Raw genomic sequence first — 23,289 nt, 5'->3', positions numbered from 1 at the left:
GCCTGGGAGGCGATGATGGACCAAGCAACGGCCGAGACCGGCGCGGCAACCGGCGGCGTCAACATCCTGCTGCGGCTGGAGGGCCTGACCCTGTTCCTGGGCATGGTGATGCTCTACTGGGCCTGGGACGGCTCTTGGGCAGTCTTCGCCCTGCTGTTCTTCGTCCCCGATCTGAGCTTCCTGGCATACCTCTCCGACGCCAAATTCGGCGCCCTGGTCTACAACGCCGCCCACAGCTACATGGCGCCGGTGGCGCTGCTGACGCTGGGCTTCGGCCTTGCCTCGCCGCTCACTTTGTCCATCGCCTTGATCTGGCTGGCCCATATCGGCATCGACCGGGCGCTCGGCTATGGCCTGAAATATTCCGCCGGGTTCGGCTTCACTCATCTGGGGCGGATTGGCCGGCGGAAGGACGCCTGATCCCACCCGGGTGGGCTGCGGGATGGTCGATTTGTCCGTGCTGGTCGGTTGACCCGGCCCGCCGATTCAGGCTTGCTCGGAGCTTACGATCAGGCGCCGAATGTTGCGTGAGCCCAGTCGGTACGGCGGCGGTCCTCACGTCTGGCTGCAAGCATCACCCTCATGTCCGCGACGGTCGTCCCCCTGCCGCCGAACTCGTCGTCCGAAACCGTCGACTTCCTGCGGCGCATGGCCAGCATGGTGTCGGGGCGGAACGGCGAGATGCTGCAGCGTGCCGCAAGCCTGATCGAGTCGCTGGCGCAGCGGGCGATGACGGCGGAGCGGCTCTATCACCAGCAGCAGGAAGAGAGCACGCGCAGCACCGAGCTGCGCGAGGCCGCCGAGCTCGCCTCAGACGCGATGGTCGGCCAGATCGAGACGCTGCGGACGCAACTTGCCGAAGTCACTGCGGCCGCCGCGGCCGAGCGCGCGGCGTTCAATGCCGAGCGCGGCAAGCTGCTCGGCCTGATGCAGGATGCCGAGAGCCATATCGGCAAGCTCACCACCGAGCTCGACGGCTTGCGCGCCTCCGTGGACAGCTTCAACGAAACCGTCGTCTCTGTGCCGATCGAGGTGCTGCGGCTGGCGCGGACGCAGTTCGATTATCTCTCCAGCGGCTTTGCCAGAAACGGCGACGTGATCTCGCAGGCGATGAGCGAGATCGGCGGCTTTGCCATCGACCAGGCGCTGACGGTGAAGAAGGCAGCCGACAGGGCCTGAGGTATTCGAAGTCGTCATGCCCGGGCTTGTCCCGGGCATCCACGTTCTTTGGCGACCGATGAAGAAGATCGTGGATGGCCGGGACAAGCCCGGCCATGACGCGGTGGAGCCGATCGTGGCGCGACAAATTGACAGCGCGTGTGCACGTTGTTCTACTCCCTCAAAATCACAGGGGAGGATCCGATGCCGACGGCATTCCGCATCGCTGCCGCGTTCATCGCGCTCGGCGTTTCAACCGTGCTCGCCAGCGCGCAATCCCTGCCCAAGGACGCCGCTATCAGGACCGAGATCTTCCCGATCTCCTCGCTCACCCTGTCCGATCAGCAATTCCTCAGCGGCGATGCGGCCGCCGGCAGGCCGGTGACGGTCGCGGGCGAATTCCGTGTCGCGCAGGGCAGCGGAAAACTTCCCGTCGTGGTGCTGATGCACGGCTCGAGCGGCGTCGGCGCGACCACGGAGGCCTGGGTGCACGCCTTCAACGCCATGGGCATCTCGACCTTCGTGATCGACGGCTTTACCGGTCGCGGACTGACGGTGGTCGGGCCGAACCAGGCCCTGCTCGGCCGGCTCAACCTGATCGTCGACATCTACCGGTCGCTCGAGATTTTGGCGAAGCACCCGCGCGTCGACCCCGACCGCATCGTGCTGATGGGTTTTTCGCGCGGCGGTCAGGCCACCCTCTATGCGAGCCTCGACCGCTTCAACAAGCTCTGGAACAAGTCCGGCATCCAGTTTGCTGCCTACATCCCGTTCTATCCGGACTGCTCGACCAGCTACGTTGGCGACAGCGAGGTCGCACCACGGCCGATCCGCATCTTCCACGGCACGCCCGACGACTACAATCCCGTGAGGAGCTGCAAGGCTTTTGTCGAACGGCTCAAGACTGCCGGGCGTGATGTCGTGCTGACCGAATACCCCGACAGCGCGCACGGCTTCGACAGCGGCCTGCTCGGCGTCAACACTGTGGCCGTCTCCGCCAACGCGCAGACCGTGCGCAATTGCCAGATCAGGGAAGGCGACGGCGGCGTGCTGATGAACGCCAGCACGCAAGCGCCCTTCACCTACAAGGATTCCTGCGTCGAGCTCAATCCGCATGTCGGCGGCAATCCGACGACGGCTGCAGAGTCGCGCAAGGCGGTTGAGGAGTTTCTGCAGGTGCTGTTCAAGCTGGGGTGAGGCTGCGCAACTCGCACCGATGCCGTAGGGTGGGCAAAGCGACTTGTCCGCCGTAGCTCGAAGAGCGAAGGCGGAAGCGTGCCCACCAAATTGCAAAGCCACCGTGTCGAGAGATGGTGGGCACTGCGCTGCGCGCCTTTGCCCACCCTACGGTATCGCAATTTTGTCGCGAACTCCTCGCACTAACGAGCCCTACGGCTCGCCCGGCCTAAACGGCTCCTGCTTGTCCGGCGGCACCGTCTCCTCGGCCATGGCGAGCAGCATCGCGACCATCACATAGTTGCCGGCGACCGCGGTGAGGTCGACGATCTGCTGGTCGTTGAACACCTTCTTCGCGCGCGCATAGGTCTCGTCGGAGACCTTCTTGGTCGTGGTGATCTCGGTGACGAAGTCGTAGACCACCGCTTCGTCCTCGGCCATCTTCGACGGCCGCTTGTTGGCCTTCAGCTCGGCGATGATGTCGGCTGACAATCCCGCCTTGGCCGCGAGCGGCGCGTGCGCGAACCATTCCACCTGGGAGCGCCACTGCCGCCCGATGATCAGGATCGCAAATTCGTTGAGTTTTGTGGGGACCGAGGTCTCCCAGCGCAGATAGTAGAACAGGTCGAACAGGCGCTGGCCGAGCACGGGGCTGCGGATCATGGGATTGTAGGGTCCGCCGATGCCGACGCTCGACACCTTCATGATCTGCTCGCCGAGAGGCTTCTGCTTGGCGTCGAGCTGGTCCATGGTGAGCTGCGGAAAGCGCGGCTCCTTGCCGGTGGCGGGTGCTGCGAACATCGTGGCGGCGAGCCAGCCGCCGGCGGCGGCGAACATGAGCGACGACAGCCAGAGCGGTGTTGAGTTCATTGTTGTCCTCCCGACCTTTTTTCTTTGCTTGGTCGGAGGATGCTAATCGAGCGGGTTCGCGCGCGCCAGCTAGACCGCACCGATCTCGGCAAGGCAGGCTTGCGTCAGCGGCATGCGCTCGCCGACGAGGCGCGGCTCGGTGCAATCCATGTTGAGCGCGAACACGGTGTGCGCCTCGCCCTTCTCGGCCCAGCCGACCATCCAGCCCAGCGACGGTTCGCCGCGCTCGGCGCCCAGCAACCCGGACTTGGCGCGGATGATGCTGTCGCCGACCTTGGTGACCGGCAGGATGTCGGCGACGAGATCCTGGCTGCGCTTCGAAATCGGCAGCGCGCGGCGGCGCAGCCGGTCGACGAAATCGATCTGCTCGACCGGATCGATGCGCAAGGCGCCGGTGAGCCAGAACTGGTCGATGCCGCCGCCGATGTCGCGATTGCCGTAGTCGAACAGATCGACGTATTTCTGCATGCGCTCCGGCCCGATACGGCGCGCGATCTCCTGATAGACCGGCACCGCACTGACCGCGATGGCACTGCGCAGCGTGTGGTCCTTGTTCCACGCCTCGATTCCGCGCTTCACACCGTCCCAGGGAAAAACGTCCTTGTCGGGATCGGTGACCACTCCGGTCTCCAGCGCGATCAGCGAGTTCGGGATCTTGAAGGTCGAGGCCGGCAGCTTCGCTTCGCCGGAGCGCTCCTTGTCGCTGGCGACGATCAGATAATCCTCGACCTTGTAGCCGACGAAGGTGCCTGATGTGCCGAGATCGGTGAAGCGCTTTGCCAGGCTGTCGCGGATCTCATTGCGCGGCGGCGCGACATGGGCGAGCGCCCGCTGCGGCAGGATCGCGGTTGCGGCGAGAAGGCCGAGGGTGGAACGGCGGGTCAGCAAGGGCAGTATCCGTTGAATTGAGAAAGCGTGCGACCATGCAGCCGCTACATGGTCAAACGATGACAGCTACCGCCCCCGGCCCGACAGCCGCAGCACGAATACCAGCACTTCGGCGACGGCCTTGTAGAGATCGGGCGGAATCTCCTCGCCGAGCTCGACCTTGGAGAGCGCACCGGCCAGGATCTCGTTCTCCTCGATCGGGATGTCGTTAGCCTTGGCGATCTCGACGATCTTCTCGCCGATCGTGCCCCTGCCCTTGGCGACGACCACAGGCGCGTTGGTGCCCTTCTCGTAATGCAGCGCAATCGCGAGCTTGGATGGATCGCTCATGTGGCGCGATCCAGGAAGTGGCCGGCACGGGCCGGCGCCGGCTGCGGCGGAATGCCATCGCGCACCACGATGTCGCCGGGCGTGAGCTCGGCCCTGGTCATCGCCTGGCTGAGCTCGCCGATCCCGGCACGCAGCTGCTGTGCGGTCGCCGGCCGCTCCGCCCACATCCGCACGAAGGTCTTGTCGCCGTTCAGCGTGATCAGCGCATGGACGGGGCCGGCCGGCTCGACATTGAGCGAGAAACGCGCGCGCCAGGCGCGTTTGGCGGGATCGGCGGACTCGTTGCCGCCGTCGCGCGAGATCTCGAATTGCGCCATTGCGGTGCCCTGCGGGGTCGCGAACGGAATCTCGAAATTCCATTGCGGCACGGCCGGATCGATGCGGTGGCCGCTGGCATCGGTCCGATCCGGGAGCGAGGCGACCTGGAGCAAGGTCTGCCGCGCGATCGCCGCATCGGTGTCGTCGAGCAGACGGTGCACCGTCGCGGCGAGCGGCGTATCCGGCGCGAGCGACGGCGAGGCGACGGACTGCGGCGACGGCGACGCGCCGCGGAACGGCGGCGGCGTCGCACGCGCAGCGGCCTCGAAGATGTGGCCATCGGGCACGGCCTTGTTCGAGCCCGGCAAATTGCCGAGCATGCGCGGCAGGTTTTGCGTGACCTCCTGCAAGAGGCTCGCGGCAAGGCCGGCGGACATGGTTCGCGGCATCGCCGCTTGCGGCGTGTCGCCCGCCATGTCGGCCAGCACGGCGGCTGCGAGCGCGGCGCCGCGTGGCAGTTGCGCCGGCTGGGCGAGATCAGTACCGGGCGACGGCAATGCCGCCTGCGCGGCCTCGCCCGCCGCCTGTGGTGCGGATGCTGCGGCCTGCGGCGTGGCTGCGGCGCCCGTCGGCGGCGCAGCGCCTTGCACCGGTGCTTGCGGCACGGCGGTCTCGAGCGTGGTCAGCGTCTGACGCAGCACCAGCAGCGCCGCTTTCAGATCCGGCACGGCGCCCGACGATGGCGTTGTGCCTGCGGCCAACGAGGCTTCGAGAAACAGCCCGGACTTCTGGAATGCGGCTTCGATGTCACCGCCATCGAGCGCGGTGTTGAGCGGCGTCTGTTGCGCCAACACCTCCAGCACCGCCTGCTTCAGCCCCGCCGGCAGATCGCTGCCGGTGACGACGGAGGCCAGATTGGCGAACAGCGGCGCCTGGCTGCCCTGTTTGGTCGCGGCTTCGGCCGAGGCGACGGTGACGGCGACCTGCTCGGACGGTGTCAGGAGATTGCGGGTCGCACTCGCGGACGGCGCAAGCGACGGGCTGTCGACGAGCGAGGCCGCGCGCGGCGTCAGCGTGATCTGGTCGGCGGTCGCTTCACCTGCCCCGTTCATGACGGCGAGCCGGATGGTGCCGTCGTTCTGCGACACCGCAAGCTGGAGATTTTGCCCCGGTGTCAGCGACACCTCGGACATCACGTCCATCGACAGATTGGCGATCGCGATCCGCACCAGATTGTCGGCCATCACGCTGACGACCCTGGCATCGACGACGCTGCCGGCCTGCAGCACGAGATCGGGCGTCGCCGCATCAGCCGCGGGGCTGGCAGCACTGACGGGAACGATCGAGCTTATCGGCGTCGGCATCTCAAGGGGCCCTGGGAACGCTGGTCCCCACCCTAAGGCCGCCCTCGTAAACCTCTCGTTAAGGACCTTTGGCCGCGGGCGACTTCACGGCCGCCAAAACCGCCATGGCGGCCTGAAAATCCTTCAGGCGGGCGGCGCGGCGGGCGGCCGCCTCCTCGTCCACGCCCCATTTCTCGATGTTCCAGTCCTCGTCGACATGGGCGGCGGCCCAGACCTGGCCGGCATCGCGCACGCCATGGGCGAGCGCCAGCGCCAGCAGCGCCGAGCCGGTCAAGGTCGTCACGACGTGCAGCGCCGCGACCGACCAGGCATCCCCGGGCAGCGCCGCCCGGGCGGCTCTCACCGCCTCGTCCGGCTGCTTCACATGCATGACACCCTCGGAGAGGATGAAATGCGCGCCCAGCGTCTCCGCTGCCCAGAACAGCACGGGGTCCCAATGCGCGGCCTCGCGGGCGACCAGCCCCTCGGGGTGGCCGGCGCGATAGAACAGCAGATCGGCCTCGAAATATTTCGCGAGATCGTCGCTGACGAGCTCGACACGATCAACGACGCCCTCGACCACGCTGTTGGCGATCCGCGTCAGCGGCATGGTGACGGGGTCGATGGTCTCGCCCTGGACGGCCCATTCGGCCGCCACCGCATCGGCCAGCGCGCGCGAGGGGATGATCACCTGGCGGCCGGAGGGCGTACGGATCGGCTTGCCGTCGAGCGTGATGGCGAAGCCGCCCTCGGCCTCGGCGATGCCGGCCTCCCTGTAGAAGCGCTTGCGCTGCGGCGTGCGCGCGGACTGGCGCGCCGCCTCGCGGGGATCGCGCGGGGGTTGCCCCGCAGCTTCGTCGAACAATTCGCGCATGTCAGTTTTCGGCCCTGCTCGCTCAGTGCTAGGCTTGTACGACAAGACCGGCGCCCGATAAAGCGAGCGGCAGGAATGAGGGAACTTGCGGGCATTATGGCCCTGTTCGCCGGCTTCGGACTGGCCGCGGCGAACGCCGGTTTTCGCACCCCGGAATCGCTGGTGCGCAACGTCTACGCCTATTACGGCAAGGGCGCCCCGGAGCTGTCAAAGGGCCTGCCACGCGATGCCGCCGCCGCCCGGCAATTCTTCGACGCCTCGTTACGCAAGGTATGGTCCGCGCCGAGGGTGGAGCCCTACGATTTCCTGGTGCAGAGCCCGAGCTGGAAGCTCGGCCCGGTCGCGATCGCGGTCGTCCGCAGGCAATACGACAAGACCTATGTCGCGGCGAATTTCGACAATCACGGCCGCCGGGTGACGCTGAACTTCATCCTGGTCGACGGTCCGGAAGGCTGGCTGATCACCGACGTCGAGACCCCGCACGACAGCTTGCGGATGTTTCTGGAGCAGTTTCGGAATTAAGGGGACAAACCGCTCGCCAAACATCCGTCGTCGTCCCGGCGAAGGCCGGGACCCATACTCCGCAGCAGAGCTTTGGCGAAGGCCAGCAGTTGGATTCGTTCGCCGGTACGAGCACCGCACGCTCCAGATAGATTCCGCTGTATGGGTCCCGGCCTTCGCCGGGACGACGTCGCGGAAACACCTACTCTTCCGGCGCGTTCTCGATCGGATCGAACCGGCTTGCGTCCAGCCCGAGCAGATTCCACGACTGCTGCATGTGCGGCGGCAGCGGGGCGGTTGCGTCGATCACGCCGCCGCGCGGATGCGGAATGACGATGCGGCGCGCGAGCAGATGCAGCCGGTTCTGCAGGCCGCCCGGCAGCTGCCAGTTCTCGATGTTGAAATATTTGGGATCGCCCACGATGGGATGGCCGATATGCTCCATGTGCGCGCGCAGCTGGTGGGTGCGCCCCGTCACGGGCTTGAGCGACACCCAGGTCAGCTTGTTGCCGGCGGTCTCCACCACCGCATAATAGGTCACCGCGTGGCTCGCGCCCTCGTCGCCATGCTGGGCGATGCGCATGATGGTGTCGTCCTCGCTCTCCTCTTTCGCAAGGAAGGTCGAGATCCGGCCCTGCTTGGGCTTCGGCAGGCCCGGCACCAGCGCCCAATAGGTCTTGCGCGCCGACCGCGAGCGGAAGGCTCCGGTCAGATGCGAAGCGGCAAAGCGCGTCTTGGCGATCAGGAGGCAGCCTGACGTCTCGCGATCGATGCGGTGCACGAGGCGCGGCTTCTGACCCTTGGCATCGCGCATCACCTCCAGCATCTGGTCGATGTGCCGCGTCATGCCCGAGCCGCCCTGCACGGCAAGGCCGGCCGGCTTGTTCAGCACGAGAACGTCGTCGTCCTCGTAGATCGTCATTTCCTTCAGCGCCTGAAGCGTCTTCTGGGCACCTTCCGACAGCTCGCCGACAGCCTTCGGCGTGTCGAGCTTCAGCGGCGGAATACGGACGCTCTGGCCCTCCTCCAGGCGGTCCTTGCTGTCGACGCGCTTGCCGTCGACGCGCAGCTCGCCTTTGCGCACGACGCGCTGGATGTGGGAGAACGACAGGCCGGGAAAGCGCGCTTCCAGGAAGCGATCGACGCGCATGTTGTTCTCGTCGGCCGTTACCTTGACGGTCTGCACCTTGGTCGGCAGCAGCGCCTCGACGGGCTTTTCCGGCGCAGGCCTTTCCAGCTCCGCTTTTGGCGGACGCCGCTCGGCACGTTCGCCCGCAAAGCGCGGCGGCTTGCTGCCGCCGAGCTTGCCGCCCGGCCGCGGTCCGGCCTTCTTCGCGCCACGCGCCTTGAACGGACGTGCCTCCTTGCGCTCGTCACGCTCGCGAGGCTTCGGGTTCATTCTCTTGATGCGGCGGCTCATGCGGTTTTTCCAAGCTTTCGTGTCGACTGCAGCGCGGACCGTCGCGGCAGCGACGCAACCTGCGCCCCTACCTCTTTTTCCGCGAGCCGCAGCTCATATTGCTGTTGCAGGTTCATCCAGAATTGCGGGCTCGTACCGAACCAGTGACCCAGACGCAGAGCAGTGTCAGCGGTGATGCCGCGCTGCCCGTTGATAATGCCGGTAATGCGATTGACCGGCACGTCGATCTGACGCGACAGCTCCGCGGCAGTGATGCCTAGCTCTCGCAGCTCTTCGGCAAGATGCTCGCCGGGATGTGTGGGTGTCTTGGGCATGGGATTTCATCAGCCGAGTAGCAAGATTTACGGGTTACGTAAACCGTAAATGCACTCACGCTGCCGGCCTTAGAAGCCCTATTGCCCGCCCCGCTCCTTGCGCAGCTTGGCCCAGTAATCCAGCCGCTTCCTGATCTCCCGCTCGAAACCGCGTTCGGGCGGGTCGTAGAAGGTCTGGCGGCCCAGGGCCTCTGGAAAATAGTCCTGGCCGGAAAAGGCGTCGGGGGTGTCGTGGTCGTATTCGTAGGCCGCGCCGTAGCCCTCCGACTTCATGAGCTTGGTCGGGGAATTGAGGATATGCTTGGGCGGCAGCAGCGAGCCGGCCTGCTTTGCCGCCTGCATGGCGGCCTTGAAGGCGGTGTAGACCGCGTTCGATTTCGGCGCGGTGGCGAGATAGACCACGGCCTGCGCGATCGCGAGCTCGCCTTCGGGATGGCCGAGGAAGTCGAACGCATCCTTGGCGGCATTGGCGATGACGAGCGCCTGCGGATCGGCCAGGCCGATGTCCTCGACAGCCATGCGCACGACGCGGCGCGCCAGGAACAGCGGATCCTCGCCGGCGTCCAACATGCGGCAGAGATAATACAGCGCGGCGTCGGGATCGGAGCCGCGCACCGATTTATGCAGCGCCGAGATCAGGTTGTAATGACCGTCGGCCGACTTGTCGTAGATCGGCGCGCGCCGTTGCAGGATGTCTTGCAACTGCGCGGCGTTGAAAATCTCGTCAGCGCGGGCCGAGCGCCAGACCTCTTCGGCCAGCGTCAGCGAAGCGCGACCATCGCCGTCGGCCATCCGCACCAGCACAGCGCGCGCCTCCGCATCGAGCGGCAGCTTCTTGCCCTCGACCGCCTCGGCATGCGCGAACAGCTTCTCGATCGCAGCGGCATCGAGCGAGCGAAACACCAGCACGCGGGCGCGCGACAGAAGCGCCGCGTTGAGCTCGAAGGACGGGTTTTCGGTGGTGGCGCCGACCATCACCACCGTGCCGTCCTCCATCACCGGGAGAAACGAATCCTGCTGGGCGCGGTTGAAGCGATGCACCTCGTCGACGAACAAGAGCGTGCCCTTGCCCATCTCGCGGCGGGCGCGCGCGGCGTCGAACGCCTTCTTCAGGTCGGCGACGCCGGAGAACACCGCGGAAATCTGCTCGAAATGCAGGTCGGTCGCATCGGCCAGCAGCCGCGCCACCGTGGTCTTGCCGGTGCCGGGCGGGCCCCAGAACACCAGCGAGCCGAGCGTTCGCGTCTCCAGCATGCGCGTCAGCGCACCATCAGGACCGAGGATGTGATCCTGGCCGACCACCTCCGACAGCGCGCGCGGGCGCAGCCGGTCCGGCAGCGGATGCGGAGCCTCGTGGTCCAGCCCCGCCGCGGCAAAGAGAGTTGGCGTCTCCTGTGGTCGCTTCGGACTCATCCGCCCAGCGTAACGTTGATCTGCTGACCGCCGCGCACCAGCGTGATGCGCCAGATCCGCGGGCGCTCGCCCGCAGCCTTCTCGAGGTCGCCGGTCTTGCTGATCTTCTGGTTGTTGACGGCCAGGATGATGTCGCCCTTCTGGAAGCCGACATTCGCAGCCGCGCTGTCGCCGCCGAGATCGGCGATCACGACGCCTTCCGTATCGGCGTCCAGATGCAGCTCGTCGGCAACCGCCGGCGTGATGGTCGAGACCTTCGCGCCCTGGAACGGCGAACGCGCCGTGATGACGAGTTCGTTGCGGCCGGTGTCGGGCGCGGTCTCCAGCGCGATCGCCAGCTTGAGCGGCTTGCCGCCGCGCTGCACGTCGATCTGTGCGGTGCCGCCGAGCGGACGGGTCGCGAAACGGTAGTCGAAGGCGTTGGGATCATCCACGGTCTGGCCGTCGATCCCGATTATGAGATCGGAGGATTTGAGGCCGGCCTTCGCCGCAGGACTGCTCGAGACCACGCTCGCGACCAGCGCACCGGTCGGCGAGCGCAGGCCGAGGCTCTCGGCGATCTCCGGCGTCACCGCCTGCAATTTCGCCCCTAGCCACGGACGCTTCACCGCCTTGCCGCCGCTCTTGGCGGAAGCGACGACGACGCGCACCATGTTGGAAGGAATCGCAAAGCCGATGCCTTGCGAGCCGCCCGAGCGCGAATAGATCGCGGTGTTGATGCCGGCGAGCTTGCCGCTCATGTCCACCAGCGCACCGCCGGAATTGCCGGGATTGATCGCCGCATCGGTCTGGATGAAGAACTGGTAGTCGGTGATGCCGACCTGCGTGCGCGCGAGCGCCGAGATGATGCCGTGGGTGACGGTCTGGCCGACGCCGAAGGGATTGCCGATCGCAAGTACGACGTCGCCGACCAGCAGCTCGTCGGAATTGGTGAAGTCGAGCGTCGGGAATTTCTCCTTGGTGTCCTTCAGGCGCAGGACCGCAAGATCGGTGCGCGGATCCTTCAGCAGGATCTCGGCCTCGAACTCCCGCTTGTCCGACAGCGACACCTTGACCTGGTCCGCGCCCTCGATGACATGGACGTTGGTCACGACGAGGCCCGACGTATCGACGATGACGCCGGAGCCGAGCGAGCGCTGCATCTGCTCGGGCTGCTGGCCGGGTACGCCGAAGAAGCGGCGGAAGATCGGGTCGTCGAGCAGCGGATTGCGGTTCTGCACCACCTTGGCGGCATAGACGTTGACGACCGCCGGCTGCACCCGCTGCACGATCGGCGCATAGGACAGCCGCAGTTCGGCCGGCGATGACGGGACGCGGCGGTCCTGCGCCGCAGCCGGATTGAAGTTCGCCGAAAAGCCTATGCACAATGCCGTGACGACGGCGGTCCAGGTCGATCGAAACATTCCTACCTCTTGGAAAAGACGCCGGAATATAGGCGCGTTCGGCCGCCAATAGAAGGGCGCCAGGCGGCAATATTCGGCCCCTTTTCCGGTGTGTCCGGCCTGCAAGCTCGGCGTGCGAATCGGCAAATTGCCTCAGCGCTGGATTGGCATGATGCACGTCATCTTGCATGGTGGTGCGAGGCGGATTCGGTTGCGGCGAATTGGCATCAGTGGGAACCGCGCAACCGGGCGCGGCGTCGCGGGGCAGTCATCGATCACTCTTAGGCTCTCCCGTTGCGACTTGGGGAAGTTCGTCAAACGATGGAGGCATGACGTGATCAAAACAAGACTTGCAGCCACGGCGATTGGTCTCGCCGGCGTGCTGGCGGCCTCGCAGGCCCAGGCCCAAACGGCAAGCAATAGCGAGCAGGAGATCGCACTGCTGAAGCAACAGCTGAAGTTGCTGGAACAGAAGCTCGACAAGCTGCAGAGCCAGACCGCGGCAAACACCGCGGCGACCGCAAAGGCCAAGGCCGAAGCAAAGGCCGAGGCGCGCTCGGAAGCGAAGGCGGTGGTCGCCAACGCGAATGCGGCAATCCCGCTGAAGGGACCTGCCCCCGCCTCCGGCGTCGTCGTGACGATGCCGAACAACCGGCCGACCATCTGCACCGCCGACCAGGCCAATTGCGTCGCCCTCACCGGCCGCGTGCATTGGGACGTCGGCGGCTACGACTACCGCCCGAACACTGCCGGCACCGTGCCGCAGAAGCTCGACAGCGGCCAGAACGTCCGCCGCGCGCGGATCGGCGTTGCCGGCAAGTTCTTCAACGACTGGAACTTCGCGCTGGTCTACGATTTCGGCGGCTCCTCCGATGGGTTTGGCGGCGCAGCGCCCGGTTCGCTGCCGGGTGGCGCCGTGTCCGGCATCGAGAATGCCTATCTCAGCTACACCGGTCTAAAACCGTTCGGCGGACGCATGGCGATCGAGGCCGGCATCATGGACCTGCCCTACACCATGGACGAGGCCACGAGCTCCAACGACACCATGTTCATGGAGCGCGCCTCGGCCGGCATCGTCGCCACCAATATCGCCGCCGGCGACTTCCGCTCCGCCGCCGGCACGCGCTGGTTCAACGACCAGCTCTGGATCGGCGGCTACGTCACGGGTCCGTCGACCGGCGCGATCCACTCCGCTTCGAGCGCCGCGCCAGCGGGCACGAGCGAGCAATATGGTGCGGTGGCGCGTATCGCCGGCAACCCGATCAGCGGCAAGGACTACTCGGTGCATATCGGCGCCGACGCGGAATGGCTGATCCAGCCGCCGCGTAATCTGATCGCCAACACCCAGACGCTGACGCTCAGCGATCGTCCGGAATTGCGTCTCGACCCTACGGCGCTGATCTCGACCGGCGCGATTCCCAACGTCTCGGGCGCGCAGGTCTACAGCGTCGAAGCGGCGGCGACCTATGGACCGTTCATCGTTCAGGGCGAATACTTCTGGTACAACATCGACCGCACCGCCAACACCAGCGTGCCGCTGGTCGGCGCATCGAGCCTGAAATTCCAGGGCGGTTATGCGCAGGCTGGCTACGTGCTGACCGGCGAAGGCCGGAGCTACAATGCGGCGAACGCGGCCTATAACGGCGTCAAGCCGGCGCATCCGTTCTCGCTCGACGGCGGCGGCTGGGGCGCGTGGGAGATCGCGGGGCGCTTCTCGACGATCGACCTCAACAACCAGCTGGCGACCGCCAACGGCATCGCCGGCGGCCGGCAGACCGTCTACACGCTGGCGCTCAACTGGTACGTCAACGGCAACGTCCGCTTCATGCTCGACTATCTGCACGGCACGGTATCGAAACAGGCCTCGCCGGTCTCGACCGCCGATGTCGGCTCGAAGTACGACGCCATCGCGATGCGCACGCAGTTCGCGTTCTGAGGCAATCTCTTCCGGGAGCGCGGCACGACCCGCTCCCGGACGCTCACGCGGCCCGCTTCGGCTTCTTCACCACGACCGGCGGCGGCGCGCAGGAGAGCCGCTGCTGATGACTCTCGCCCCAGGCCTTCAGGATATCGATCACCGGCCGCAGGCTCTCGCCGAGCTCGGAAAGGCAATATTCCACCCGCGGCGGCACTTCCGCATAGACCTTGCGGATGACGAGCTTGTCCTCCTCCAGCGCGCGAAGCTGCTTGGTCAGCATGCGCTGGGTGATGCCGGGCATCCGGCGGCGCAATTCGCCGAAGCGCTGGGTGCCGTCCTGGAGGTGGTAAAGGATCACGCCCTTCCACTTGCCGTCGATCAGATCCAGGGTCGCCTCGACCGAGCAGCCGGGACGACGGGCAAAATTGCGCCGTTTCATGCGTGTTTTCCCAATAGTATCAAAACAGGGACTATATCCCCGAATTTACAGTACTTGCCAAATGGGCGTTAGCGGGACAGTTACAGCGGCGGGGCGCACATCACAAGCTGTGCGCCAACTGATGGAGAAGACAAGCCATGAAGGCCATCGGCTACAAGAAGTCGCTTCCGATCGACGATGCGAATTCACTGATCGATTTCGAAACCGCAAAACCCGAGCCCAAGGGACGCGACATCCGCGTCGCCGTGAAGGCGATCTCGGCCAATCCGGTCGACTACAAGATGCGCAAGCGCGCCGCCCCGCCCGAAGGCGAGACGAAGATCCTCGGCTATGACGCGGCCGGCGTGGTCGACGCCGTCGGCCCCGACGTCACGCTGTTCAATCCGGGCGACGAGGTGTTTTACGCCGGCTCGATCCAGCGCCCGGGCACCAATTCCGAATTCCACCTGGTCGACGAGCGCATCGTCGGCAACAAGCCGAAGAGCCTGTCGTTCGCGCAAGCCACCGCCCTTCCCCTCACCTCGATCACCGCCTGGGAGCTGCTGTTCGACCGGCTCGGCGCCGTGCCCGGCAAGAGCGTCGATCCGCGCACGCTGCTGATCACGGGTGGCGCCGGCGGCGTCGGCTCGATCCTGATCCAGCTCGCCCGTCGCCTGACCGGGCTGACGGTGCTCGCGACCGCGACACGGCCGGAGTCGCAAAAATGGTGCCTCGATCTCGGCGCGCATGCGGTGATCGACCACGGCCAACCGATGAAGGAGCAGATCGAGAAGCTCAAGCTGCCGCCGGTGGCGCTGGTGGCGAGCCTCACCTTCACCGATCAGCACTACAAGGCGATCGCGGACTTCATGGCGCCGCAGGGCAAGTTCGGCCTGATCGACGATCCGCCGGAGTTCGCGGTGAGCGCATTCAAGGGCAAGGCGATCTCGGTGCACTGGGAATCGATGTTCACGCGCTCCTCGTTCCAGACGCCTGACATGATCGCGCAGCATCATCTGCTCAATGACGTCGCCGACCTCATCGACAAGGGCGTGCTGCGCACAACGCTCGACCAGACCTTCGGCACGATCAACGCGGCCAATCTCAAGCGCGCACATGCGCTGCTAGAGAGCGGCAAGTCACGCGGCAAGATCGTGCTGGAGGGGTGGTAGCAGCCACAACGCCAGTGAGTAGGGTGGATTAGCCCTGCGACTGCGCGAAGCGCGATTCGCTGGGCGTAACCCACCTCTTCTGTCTCTGCGGATACGAACAGTGGTGGGTTACGCTTCGCTAACCCACCCAATCTACGCGGGCGCCACGCCCTCCACGAACAACAGCCGCCGCTCCAGTGCCGTCTGCCGCAACTTGAGCGCCTCGGCATATTCGGCCGACGCGTACCATTCCTGCGCCCGCGCCATCGATGCGAACTCCACGATGATGATGGTTTTCGGCGGCGGCCCGCCCTCCACCACCTCGACGGCGCCGCCGCGCGCGAGGTAGCGGCCGCCATATTGCGCGATGGTTTGAGCCGCAAGCGCGCGATAGGCCTCCATCGCGTTCTTGTCGCGCACCTCGACCTCCGAGATCACATAGGCTGACATAGGCGTGGCCTCAGGCAATCGTGTTGACGATGCCGCCTTCCGCGCGCAACGCCGCGCCGTTGGTCGCGGACGCTTCCTTCGACGCAACATAGACCACCATGTTGGCGATCTCCTCGACGCTGGCGAAGCGCTGGATCAGCGAGCTCGGGCGATGCTGCTTGACGAAATTGGCGGCGGCCTCATCGACCGACTGCCCGTTTTGTTTCGCGAGATCCTTCACGAAGGTCTCGACGCCCTCCGACATGGTCGGGCCCGGAAGCACGGAATTGACGGTGACGCCAGTGCCGCGGGTGAGCTGCGCGAGGCCCCGCGCGACCGAGAGCTGGGCCGTCTTGCTCATGCCGTAGTGGATCATCTCGACTGGAATGTTGAGGCCGGATTCCGAGGAGATGAAGACGATGCGGCCCCAATTGCGCTTGAGCATGCCCTTCATGTACGCGCGCGAGAGCCGCACGCCGCTCATGACGTTGACCTCGAAGAAGCGCGTCCAGTCCTCGTCCGGAATGTCGAAAAAGTCTTTCGGCTCGAAGATGCCGGCATTGTTGATGAGGATGTCGACCTCCGGCAGCGCCGCGACCAGCGCCTTGCATCCCGAAGCGGTCGAGACATCGGCGGCGATGCCGCGGACCTTAGTCCCCGCCGCTTCCAGCTTGCGCACGGCCGCATCGACCTTGTCCTGGCCGCGGCCGTTGATCACGACGCTCGCACCCGAGCCGGCAAGCCCCCTCGCGATGGCATGGCCGATGCCGGCCGTCGAGCCGGTGACGAGGGCGGTCTTTCCGGAAAGGTCGATGTTCATGTGATATCTCCTCAGATCGGTTGATGGAGATATCGGGCGTGGCGATCCGCGCCGCAATCGGCGCTCACCAATCAGTGAGACGCCGAGCACTTTCCTGCGACAACGTAGCGCTCCGCCTGAAGTGCGGCTGGAACGATTATTGCTAAGCCCGACGACATCTCATGTGAACACGGAAGAACTATGCGATGAAGCGTACGGCACTCACGATTATCCTCGGACTGGTCGGCCTGATCGGCGATATTTCGCTCGCGCCGGCTCAAACGGTCTATCCGGAAAAATCGCTGCAATTGATCGTGCCGTTCCCGCCGGGCGGCGCCTCCGACGTGGTCGCGCGCATCATCGGCGGCGAACTGGAGACGCGGCTCGGCAAGCCCGCGATCATCATGAACCGCCCTGGAGGCGGCACCACGATCGCGGCCAAGGAAGTCGCGCGCGCGGCGCCCGACGGCTATACCCTGTTCTTCAGCTCGAACTCGAGCTTCACGCTGCCGGCAGCCGTCAAGGAGAGCGTGCCCTACGACGCCGCCAAGGATTTCGAACCGATTGGACAGACCGGCAAGATCACGCTGGCGCTGGTCACCTACAAGGACAATCCGGTCAACGACGTCGCTTCGCTCGTCGCCGAAGCGAAGGCCAATCCCGACAAGCTATCGCTGGCATCCTTCGGTGTGGCGACCGTTTCGCATTTCGCCGGCGAGCTGTTCAAATCGGCCACCGGCGTCAAGATGGTTCACCTGCCCTACAAGGGCAGCGCACCGGCCATGAACGACCTGATCGGCAAGCACATCCAGTACCACGTCGATACCGTGATCGCCGTCAAGCCGCAGATCGAGGCCGGCACCGTCAAGGTGCTCGCCGTGTTCTCGGGCAAGCGCACGCCGTTCCTACCCGACGTACCGACGCTCGCCGAGCTCGGCTATGGCAACATCGACTTCGCGTCCTGGGGCGCGGTGGTCGCGCCCAAGGGGCTGTCGCCGGCCGTTCGCGACAAGCTGTCGGCGACGCTGGAGGAGATCATCAACAGCCCTTCCGTCATCGAGCGCTTCAGCAAGGTCGGCTTCGAACCCGGCTTCATGCGCTACAGCGATTGGCAGGCAGCCATCGGCAAGGAGACCGCCGAGATGAAGGAGATCGCCCAAAAGGCGGGGATCAAGGAAGAATAGTCCCGCGGACGTTCGCCGACCCCAAAACAAAAGCGGCGCCCGAGGGCGCCGCTTTCAATTCCGTATCTGCTGAAACCGCTTACGCCGCCTCGGCTTCCTTCTCCTGCACCGGGCCGGAGTCCTGGCCCTTGGCATCGACGTCGCGATCGACGAACTCGATCACGGCCATCGCGGCGTTGTCGCCGTAGCGGAAGCCGGCCTTGATGATGCGGGTGTAGCCGCCCTGGCGGTCCTTGTAGCGGGTCGCGAGCACGTCGAACAGCTTCCGGACCTGGTCCTTGTCGCGCATCTCGGAGATCGCCTGGCGGCGCATCGCCAGCCCGCCCTTCTTGCCGAGGGTCACGAGCTTCTCGACGATCGGACGGAGCTCCTTGGCCTTCGGCAGCGTGGTGACGATCTGCTCGTGCTTGATCAGTGCGGCCGCCATGTTGGCGAACATCGCCCTGCGATGCTCGGCCGTGCGATTGAGCTTCCGATGAACCTTGCCGTGACGCATGTAACTATTCCTTACGTTAAAACTGCCGCGACGGTTCGTCGGACATGTTGCTCAGGTGGGCTGCCTGCGTTCGCCCGTGGTGGTGAGTAGCGAATGGCGAGTAGCGAATTGTTTCCATTCGCCATTCGCCACTCCCTATTCGCCTAGTAGTGATCCTCGAAGCGCTTCGCCAGCTCGTCGATGTTCTCCGGCGGCCAGCCCGGCACTTCCATGCCGAGATGCAGCCCCATCTGGGCCAGCACTTCCTTGATCTCGTTCAGCGACTTGCGGCCGAAGTTCGGAGTGCGGAGCATTTCCGCTTCGCTCTTCTGCACGAGGTCGCCGATATAGACGATATTGTCGTTCTTCAAGCAGTTGGCCGAACGCACCGACAGCTCGAGCTCGTCCACCTTCTTGAGGAAGGCCGGGTTGAAGGCGAGGTCCGGGATGATCTCCTGGGCAACTTCCTTGCGCGGCTCTTCGAAGTTGACGAACACGTTGAGCTGGTCCTGGAGGATGCGCGCGGCATAGGCCACGGAATCATCCGGCGTCAGCGCGCCGTTGGTTTCGATCGTCATGGTCAGCTTGTCGTAGTCGAGGATCTGGCCCTCTCGGGTGTTCTCGACCTTGTAGGAGACCTTGCGGACCGGCGAGTACAGGCTGTCGACCGGGATCAGGCCGATCGGCGCGTCCTCGGGACGATTGCGCTCGGCGGGCACGTAGCCCTTGCCGGTCGCGACAGTGAACTCCATGCGGATCTCGGCACCCTCGTCGAGCGTGCAGATCTGGAGGTCCGGGTTGAGCACGACCACGTCACCCACGGTCTGGATGTCGCCGGCGGTGACGACGCCCGGGCCCTGCTTCTTCACGACCATGCGCTTGGGGCCTTCGCCCTGCATCTTGATCGAGATGTCCTTGATGTTGAGCACGATGTCGGTGACGTCCTCACGGACGCCCGCGATCGAGGAGAACTCGTGCAGCACGCCGTCGATGTGCACCGACTGCACCGCCGCGCCCTGGAGCGAGGAGAGCAGGATGCGGCGCAGCGCGTTGCCGAGGGTCTGGCCGAAGCCACGCTCGAGCGGCTCGGCGACAATGGTCGCAAAACGGGCCGGATCGCTGCCGGGCTGTACCTGGAGCTTGTTCGGCCGAATCAGTTCTTGCCAATTTTTCTGGATCGTCACTGTTTCACCCATACAGGCCAGTCGAACTGCCGTTGCAGACACTGGCGTTGGAGAAAGGCCGCGGATCATTCCCACGGCTTCTTAGAAAAGTCATTGCGGGCGCCGATGCGCCCGCAACCTGGTATCAAACGCGCCGACGCTTGCGGGGACGGCAACCGTTATGCGGGATCGTGGTCACGTCGCGGATCGAGGTGACGGTGAAGCCTGCGGCCTGGAGCGCGCGGAGCGCCGACTCGCGGCCCGAACCGGGACCGGCGACTTCGACTTCCAGCGTGCGCATGCCGTGCTCCTGCGCCTTCTTCGACACGTCCTCGGCGGCAACCTGCGCCGCGTACGGGGTCGACTTGCGCGAGCCCTTGAAGCCCATCGTGCCGGCGGAAGACCAGGCAATCGTGTTGCCCTGCGCGTCGGTGATGGTGATGGTCGTGTTGTTGAACGACGAGTTCACGTGCGCAACGCCGGAGGCGATGTTCTTGCGTTCACGACGGCGAACGCGGGTGGCTTCCTTGCCCATTGAGTACCTTTCCTGGAGATCTCAAACGCCGCCGTAATGCCAGCGGCTACACCTGTGGAAGCGAATGGTGAGTAGCGAATGGCGAATAGGGGATCTCCCTACTCGCCATTCGCCACTCCCTATTCGCGAGTTTACTTCTTCTTGCCGGCGATGGCCTTGGCCGGGCCCTTGCGCGTGCGCGCATTGGTGTGGGTACGCTGGCCGCGCACCGGCAGACCGCGACGATGACGCAGGCCGCGATAGCAGCCGAGGTCCATCAGACGCTTGATGTTGATGCCGACCTCGCGACGCAGGTCACCCTCGACGAGATAGTCGCGGTCGATGACTTCGCGGATCTGGAGCACTTCGGCGTCGCTGAGCTGATTGACGCGACGATCCACCGGGATCTTCACCTTCTCCAGAATTTCACCGGCGATCTTCTGACCGATGCCATGGATGTACTGAAGCGCGATCAGCACGCGCTTGTTGGTGGGAATGTTCACGCCGGCAATACGGGCCACGGCCTTCTCTCCTGTTGCCGGTCCTCGTCAGGACCAGGCTTTAAGTGCTTGTGTTCTCGGGCAGGTGTTCACAAACGCGAACACGACGCCCACCCCCGGTCTTCCTGGGGCCCGGCATCGTCTGAAACTATCCGACTTGGATGCGGGGCTTATTAAGGGATTCCGGGGGCTTTCGTCAACCGCTGCTAGCGCTTAGCTCGCCTTTTCGTGACCTTTTTTGCGGCCTTCTTGGCACCCTTTTTGACGACCTTCTTGGCGGTCTTTTTGGCTGCCTTCTTGACCGTCTTCCCGGCGGTTGTCTTGGCCGCCTTCTTGGCGCCCTTTACGGCCTTCTTGGCCGCCTTTTTAGCAGATTTGGCAGGTTTTCTGGCCGTTTTCGCCGACTTCTTGGCTGTTTTGGCCTTGGCCGCCCCCTTCTTGGCCGGCGCTGCCTTGGCCGCACTCTTGCTAGTTCCCTTAGCCGTCCCCTTGGCGTGCGTCTTGGGCTCGGCCGCGCCCAGGGCCAGAAGCTGGCGGTGAATCGCGCGGGTGACCTCGTCGATGGCCATCATGCCGTCAATGGTCGAGAGCTTCCGCCGCTCGGAATAGTAGTGAATCAGCGGTTCCGTCTGGCTGCGGTAACTGGCTAACCGCTTGGTCAGGACTTCAGGGGTGTCGTCGAGTCGGACCTCCTCGCCGCGCTCCCGCATCTGGGCGACACGGGTCTCGACGCGGCTCAAAAGCGCGCTCTCGTTGACGCGGAGCTCTATCACCGCGTCGAGCTTGAGATGCTTGTGCTTGAGCAGCTCATCCAGCGCCTCGGCCTGCGGCACGGTGCGCGGGAAGCCGTCGAGAATGAAACCGTTCCTGGCGTCCGGCTGGTCGATCCGGTCGGAGATGATTCCGACCACGATCTCGTCGGGGACGAGGCCGCCGCTGGCCATGATCTCCTTGGCCTTCAGCCCGACCGGCGTCCCGGCCGCAACGGCCGCGCGCAGCATCTCGCCGGTCGAGAGCTGGACGATGCCATAGCGTTGCACCAGCAGTTGCGCCTGGGTCCCCTTGCCCGACCCCGGCGGTCCCAGAAGTATAATTCTCATCGGCGTACGCCCCCCGGATTGGTGAGCGATACGTCGCGCACCCGTGTTTGAAGTTCAAGAACAGTGCAAACCATAATCGGCGCCGCACCGCTACCCATATCATAGGGGAGCGAATGCCCGGCCGCCAAGAAGGCCTTTGAAATCAGGGATTGCGACGCGGTGAGAGCAGCGCTGCCGATGCGACCGAATGGCCGGCCGGCCGCCTCCGCGGCGCGCCGCGCGTTGCTCGCGCAGCGAATCGGCGGCGCGGGGGCGCGCCGCCTTGGGAGGACGTCGCGCCTAGCGGCGGCGTCCCCGCAGCTTCGACTTCCGGATCAAACCTTCGTACTGGTGCGCCAGGAGATAGCCCTGCACCTGCGCCACCGTATCCATGGTGACGCTGACGACGATCAGCAGCGAGGTGCCGCCGAAGTAGAACGGCACCGAGGCGTAGGAGATCAGGATTTCGGGGATCAAGCAGACGATCGCGAGATAAATCGCGCCGAGCACGGTGATGCGTGACAGCACATAGTCGATGTATTCGGCGGTGCGCTCGCCCGGACGGATGCCCGGAATGAAGCCGCCGTGCTTCTTCAGATTGTCCGCGGTCTCGGTCGGGTTGAACACGATCGCGGTGTAGAAGAAGGCGAAGAACACGATCAGCGCGAGATACATGATCAGGAACAGCGGACGGCCGTGGCCGAGCTGGGTCGTGATCCACTGGAACCATTCCGGCCCGCTGCCCGCATTGAAGTTCGCAACCGTGGTCGGCAGCAGCAACAGTGAGGACGCGAAGATCGGCGGGATCACGCCCGAAGTGTTGAGCTTGAGCGGCAGATGCGAGGACTGGCCCTCGAACATCTTGTTGCCGACCTGGCGCTTCGGATACTGGATCAGCAGGCGGCGCTGCGCGCGCTCCATGAACACGATGAAGGCGATCACGGCGACCGCCATGATGATGACGACCAGGATCAGGCCGGTCGACATCGCGCCCTGACGGCCGAGCTCGAGCATGTTGGCGAGCGCCGCGGGCAACTCGGCGACGATGCCGGAGAGAATGATCAGCGAGATGCCGTTGCCGATGCCGCGCGAGGTAATCTGCTCGCCCAGCCACATCAGGAACATGGTGCCGCCGGTCAGCGTGATCGCCGTGGACAGGCGGAAGAACAGGCCAGGGTCGCTGACGACGTTGCCGGCGCCTTCGAGGCCCACCGCGATACCGTAGGACTGGAACGCGGCCAGGATGACGGTCAGATAGCGGGTGTACTGGTTCAGTGTCTTGCGGCCGGCCTCGCCTTCCTTCTTCAGCGCCTCGAGCTGCGGCGAGACGGTGGTCAGGAGCTGGATGATGATCGAGGCCGAGATGTACGGCATGATGTTCAGCGCGAAGATCGCCATGCGGTGGATGCCGCCGCCGGCAAACATGTTGAACATGCCGAGGATGCCGCCCGCCTGCGACTTGAACACCTGCTCCCAGATGTTGGGATCGATGCCAGGCAGCGGGATGTAGGTCCCGAGCCGATAAACGAGCAGCGCACCCAGGGTGAACCAGATGCGCTTCTTCAGTTCGTCGGCCTTGGCAAACGCGCCGAAATTGAGATTGGCTGCCAGTTGTTCCGCTGCAGAGACCATCTTGGACTTTCTCCCGCCGCCTGTTGCGCCGTCATGCCCGCGGCCGGGCTAGTTTTAGCGGACGCCGGACATTATCTGGGGCTCGGCTTCGATAAGTCCA

25 protein-coding genes are annotated in these 23,289 nt (G+C 65.1%); 7 read left to right on the top strand and 18 right to left on the bottom strand.

What is annotated here, in order from left to right; all coding sequences use genetic code 11:
* The first annotated feature begins 15 nt into the window (after positions 1-15).
* From AC1RUR_RS00465 to AC1RUR_RS00455, 3 genes are all read left to right on the top strand, one after another.
* Positions 16-420: a DUF4260 domain-containing protein gene (locus AC1RUR_RS00465; RefSeq protein WP_492840254.1), complete on the top strand. Its 405-nt coding sequence runs from the start codon at positions 16-18 to the stop codon at positions 418-420.
* Positions 421-582: 162 nt separating this feature from the next.
* Complete coding sequence (locus AC1RUR_RS00460; protein ID WP_492840252.1) at positions 583-1,179, top strand: hypothetical protein; 597 nt, start codon at positions 583-585, stop codon at positions 1,177-1,179.
* A gap of 183 nt (positions 1,180-1,362) precedes the next feature.
* Positions 1,363-2,355: a dienelactone hydrolase family protein gene (locus AC1RUR_RS00455; RefSeq protein WP_492840250.1), complete on the top strand. Its 993-nt coding sequence runs from the start codon at positions 1,363-1,365 to the stop codon at positions 2,353-2,355.
* 192 nt (positions 2,356-2,547) lie between these two features.
* Here AC1RUR_RS00455 and AC1RUR_RS00450 read toward each other — a convergent pair whose 3' ends face one another.
* The 5 genes from AC1RUR_RS00450 to AC1RUR_RS00430 form a co-directional block, all read right to left on the bottom strand.
* The gene (locus AC1RUR_RS00450; RefSeq protein ID WP_492840248.1) at positions 2,548-3,204 is read right to left on the bottom strand and encodes a carboxymuconolactone decarboxylase family protein; all 657 of its coding nucleotides are present in this window, start codon (positions 3,202-3,204) and stop codon (positions 2,548-2,550) included.
* Between the two features lie 69 nt (positions 3,205-3,273).
* Complete coding sequence (gene blaOXA, locus AC1RUR_RS00445) at positions 3,274-4,092, bottom strand: class D beta-lactamase (protein WP_492840246.1); 819 nt, start codon at positions 4,090-4,092, stop codon at positions 3,274-3,276.
* Positions 4,093-4,158: 66 nt separating this feature from the next.
* Entirely contained in the window at positions 4,159-4,422 is a 264-nt protein-coding gene (locus tag AC1RUR_RS00440; protein WP_130369886.1) for an EscU/YscU/HrcU family type III secretion system export apparatus switch protein, read from the bottom strand.
* Positions 4,419-6,044 carry a flagellar hook-length control protein FliK gene (fliK, locus tag AC1RUR_RS00435; protein ID WP_492840243.1) on the bottom strand — a complete coding sequence of 542 codons (1,626 nt, stop codon included), beginning with the start codon at positions 6,042-6,044 and terminating at the stop codon, positions 4,419-4,421. Before fliK ends, AC1RUR_RS00440 begins: the two co-directional genes overlap by 4 nt.
* 58 nt (positions 6,045-6,102) lie before the next feature.
* Positions 6,103-6,897: an ATP12 family chaperone protein gene (locus AC1RUR_RS00430; RefSeq protein WP_492840242.1), complete on the bottom strand. Its 795-nt coding sequence runs from the start codon at positions 6,895-6,897 to the stop codon at positions 6,103-6,105.
* 75 nt (positions 6,898-6,972) lie between these two features.
* On the opposite strand from AC1RUR_RS00430, the gene AC1RUR_RS00425 reads away from it, so the two are divergent.
* On the top strand, positions 6,973-7,419 hold the full coding sequence (locus tag AC1RUR_RS00425) for a hypothetical protein (RefSeq protein WP_492840240.1): 447 nt from the start codon (positions 6,973-6,975) through the stop codon (positions 7,417-7,419).
* Between the two features lie 181 nt (positions 7,420-7,600).
* On the opposite strand, the gene AC1RUR_RS00420 is transcribed toward AC1RUR_RS00425, so the two are convergent.
* The 4 genes from AC1RUR_RS00420 to AC1RUR_RS00405 all read right to left on the bottom strand — a co-directional run bounded on the left by AC1RUR_RS00420 (position 7,601) and on the right by AC1RUR_RS00405 (position 11,948).
* The gene (locus tag AC1RUR_RS00420; RefSeq protein WP_492840238.1) at positions 7,601-8,818 is read right to left on the bottom strand and encodes an RluA family pseudouridine synthase; all 1,218 of its coding nucleotides are present in this window, start codon (positions 8,816-8,818) and stop codon (positions 7,601-7,603) included.
* Entirely contained in the window at positions 8,815-9,132 is a 318-nt protein-coding gene (locus AC1RUR_RS00415; protein WP_492840236.1) for a HigA family addiction module antitoxin, read from the bottom strand. Before AC1RUR_RS00415 ends, AC1RUR_RS00420 begins: the two co-directional genes overlap by 4 nt.
* A gap of 78 nt (positions 9,133-9,210) precedes the next feature.
* Complete coding sequence (locus AC1RUR_RS00410) at positions 9,211-10,545, bottom strand: replication-associated recombination protein A (RefSeq protein WP_492840234.1); 1,335 nt, start codon at positions 10,543-10,545, stop codon at positions 9,211-9,213.
* Positions 10,542-11,948: a DegQ family serine endoprotease gene (locus AC1RUR_RS00405; RefSeq protein WP_492840232.1), complete on the bottom strand. Its 1,407-nt coding sequence runs from the start codon at positions 11,946-11,948 to the stop codon at positions 10,542-10,544. Before AC1RUR_RS00405 ends, AC1RUR_RS00410 begins: the two co-directional genes overlap by 4 nt.
* Positions 11,949-12,261: 313 nt before the next feature.
* Between AC1RUR_RS00405 and AC1RUR_RS00400 the strand changes: the two genes are divergently transcribed.
* Positions 12,262-13,863, top strand: coding sequence for an OprO/OprP family phosphate-selective porin (locus AC1RUR_RS00400; RefSeq protein ID WP_492840230.1), 1,602 nt, complete (start codon positions 12,262-12,264; stop codon positions 13,861-13,863).
* Between the two features lie 43 nt (positions 13,864-13,906).
* Here AC1RUR_RS00400 and AC1RUR_RS00395 read toward each other — a convergent pair whose 3' ends face one another.
* The gene (locus AC1RUR_RS00395) at positions 13,907-14,284 is read right to left on the bottom strand and encodes a winged helix-turn-helix transcriptional regulator (RefSeq protein ID WP_492840228.1); all 378 of its coding nucleotides are present in this window, start codon (positions 14,282-14,284) and stop codon (positions 13,907-13,909) included.
* 137 nt (positions 14,285-14,421) lie between these two features.
* Between AC1RUR_RS00395 and AC1RUR_RS00390 the strand changes: the two genes are divergently transcribed.
* Positions 14,422-15,435 carry a zinc-binding alcohol dehydrogenase family protein gene (locus AC1RUR_RS00390; protein ID WP_492840226.1) on the top strand — a complete coding sequence of 338 codons (1,014 nt, stop codon included), beginning with the start codon at positions 14,422-14,424 and terminating at the stop codon, positions 15,433-15,435.
* A gap of 132 nt (positions 15,436-15,567) precedes the next feature.
* On the opposite strand, the gene AC1RUR_RS00385 is transcribed toward AC1RUR_RS00390, so the two are convergent.
* Positions 15,568-15,864: a DUF1330 domain-containing protein gene (locus AC1RUR_RS00385; protein ID WP_492840224.1), complete on the bottom strand. Its 297-nt coding sequence runs from the start codon at positions 15,862-15,864 to the stop codon at positions 15,568-15,570.
* 10 nt (positions 15,865-15,874) lie between these two features.
* Positions 15,875-16,663 (bottom strand): SDR family NAD(P)-dependent oxidoreductase, encoded by a 789-nt coding sequence (locus AC1RUR_RS00380; protein WP_492840222.1) that lies wholly within the window; start codon positions 16,661-16,663, stop codon positions 15,875-15,877.
* A gap of 185 nt (positions 16,664-16,848) precedes the next feature.
* Here AC1RUR_RS00380 and AC1RUR_RS00375 point away from each other — a divergent pair, with 185 nt between their 5' ends.
* Positions 16,849-17,826: a Bug family tripartite tricarboxylate transporter substrate binding protein gene (locus tag AC1RUR_RS00375; RefSeq protein ID WP_492840220.1), complete on the top strand. Its 978-nt coding sequence runs from the start codon at positions 16,849-16,851 to the stop codon at positions 17,824-17,826.
* A 79-nt stretch (positions 17,827-17,905) separates the two neighbouring features.
* On the opposite strand, the gene rplQ is transcribed toward AC1RUR_RS00375, so the two are convergent.
* The 6 genes from rplQ to secY all read right to left on the bottom strand — a co-directional run bounded on the left by rplQ (position 17,906) and on the right by secY (position 23,189).
* On the bottom strand, positions 17,906-18,322 hold the full coding sequence (gene rplQ, locus AC1RUR_RS00370; protein ID WP_492840218.1) for a 50S ribosomal protein L17: 417 nt from the start codon (positions 18,320-18,322) through the stop codon (positions 17,906-17,908).
* Between the two features lie 143 nt (positions 18,323-18,465).
* Positions 18,466-19,497: a DNA-directed RNA polymerase subunit alpha gene (locus AC1RUR_RS00365; protein ID WP_492825182.1), complete on the bottom strand. Its 1,032-nt coding sequence runs from the start codon at positions 19,495-19,497 to the stop codon at positions 18,466-18,468.
* A gap of 112 nt (positions 19,498-19,609) precedes the next feature.
* The gene (gene rpsK / locus AC1RUR_RS00360) at positions 19,610-19,999 is read right to left on the bottom strand and encodes a 30S ribosomal protein S11 (protein ID WP_007603045.1); all 390 of its coding nucleotides are present in this window, start codon (positions 19,997-19,999) and stop codon (positions 19,610-19,612) included.
* A gap of 131 nt (positions 20,000-20,130) precedes the next feature.
* Positions 20,131-20,499 carry a 30S ribosomal protein S13 gene (gene rpsM, locus AC1RUR_RS00355; protein WP_008549231.1) on the bottom strand — a complete coding sequence of 123 codons (369 nt, stop codon included), beginning with the start codon at positions 20,497-20,499 and terminating at the stop codon, positions 20,131-20,133.
* A 185-nt stretch (positions 20,500-20,684) separates the two neighbouring features.
* The gene (locus AC1RUR_RS00350; protein ID WP_492840215.1) at positions 20,685-21,578 is read right to left on the bottom strand and encodes an adenylate kinase; all 894 of its coding nucleotides are present in this window, start codon (positions 21,576-21,578) and stop codon (positions 20,685-20,687) included.
* A 279-nt stretch (positions 21,579-21,857) separates the two neighbouring features.
* Positions 21,858-23,189, bottom strand: a complete 1,332-nt coding sequence (gene secY, locus AC1RUR_RS00345) for a preprotein translocase subunit SecY (protein ID WP_492840213.1) — start codon at positions 23,187-23,189, stop codon at positions 21,858-21,860.
* Between the last annotated feature and the right edge of the window lie 100 nt (positions 23,190-23,289).

The sequence above is a fragment of the Bradyrhizobium sp. GW821-FHT12B03 genome (assembly GCF_058807535.1).
Note: the sequence above shows the minus strand (reverse complement) of the source record. Positions and strands in the feature narration are given on the sequence as shown.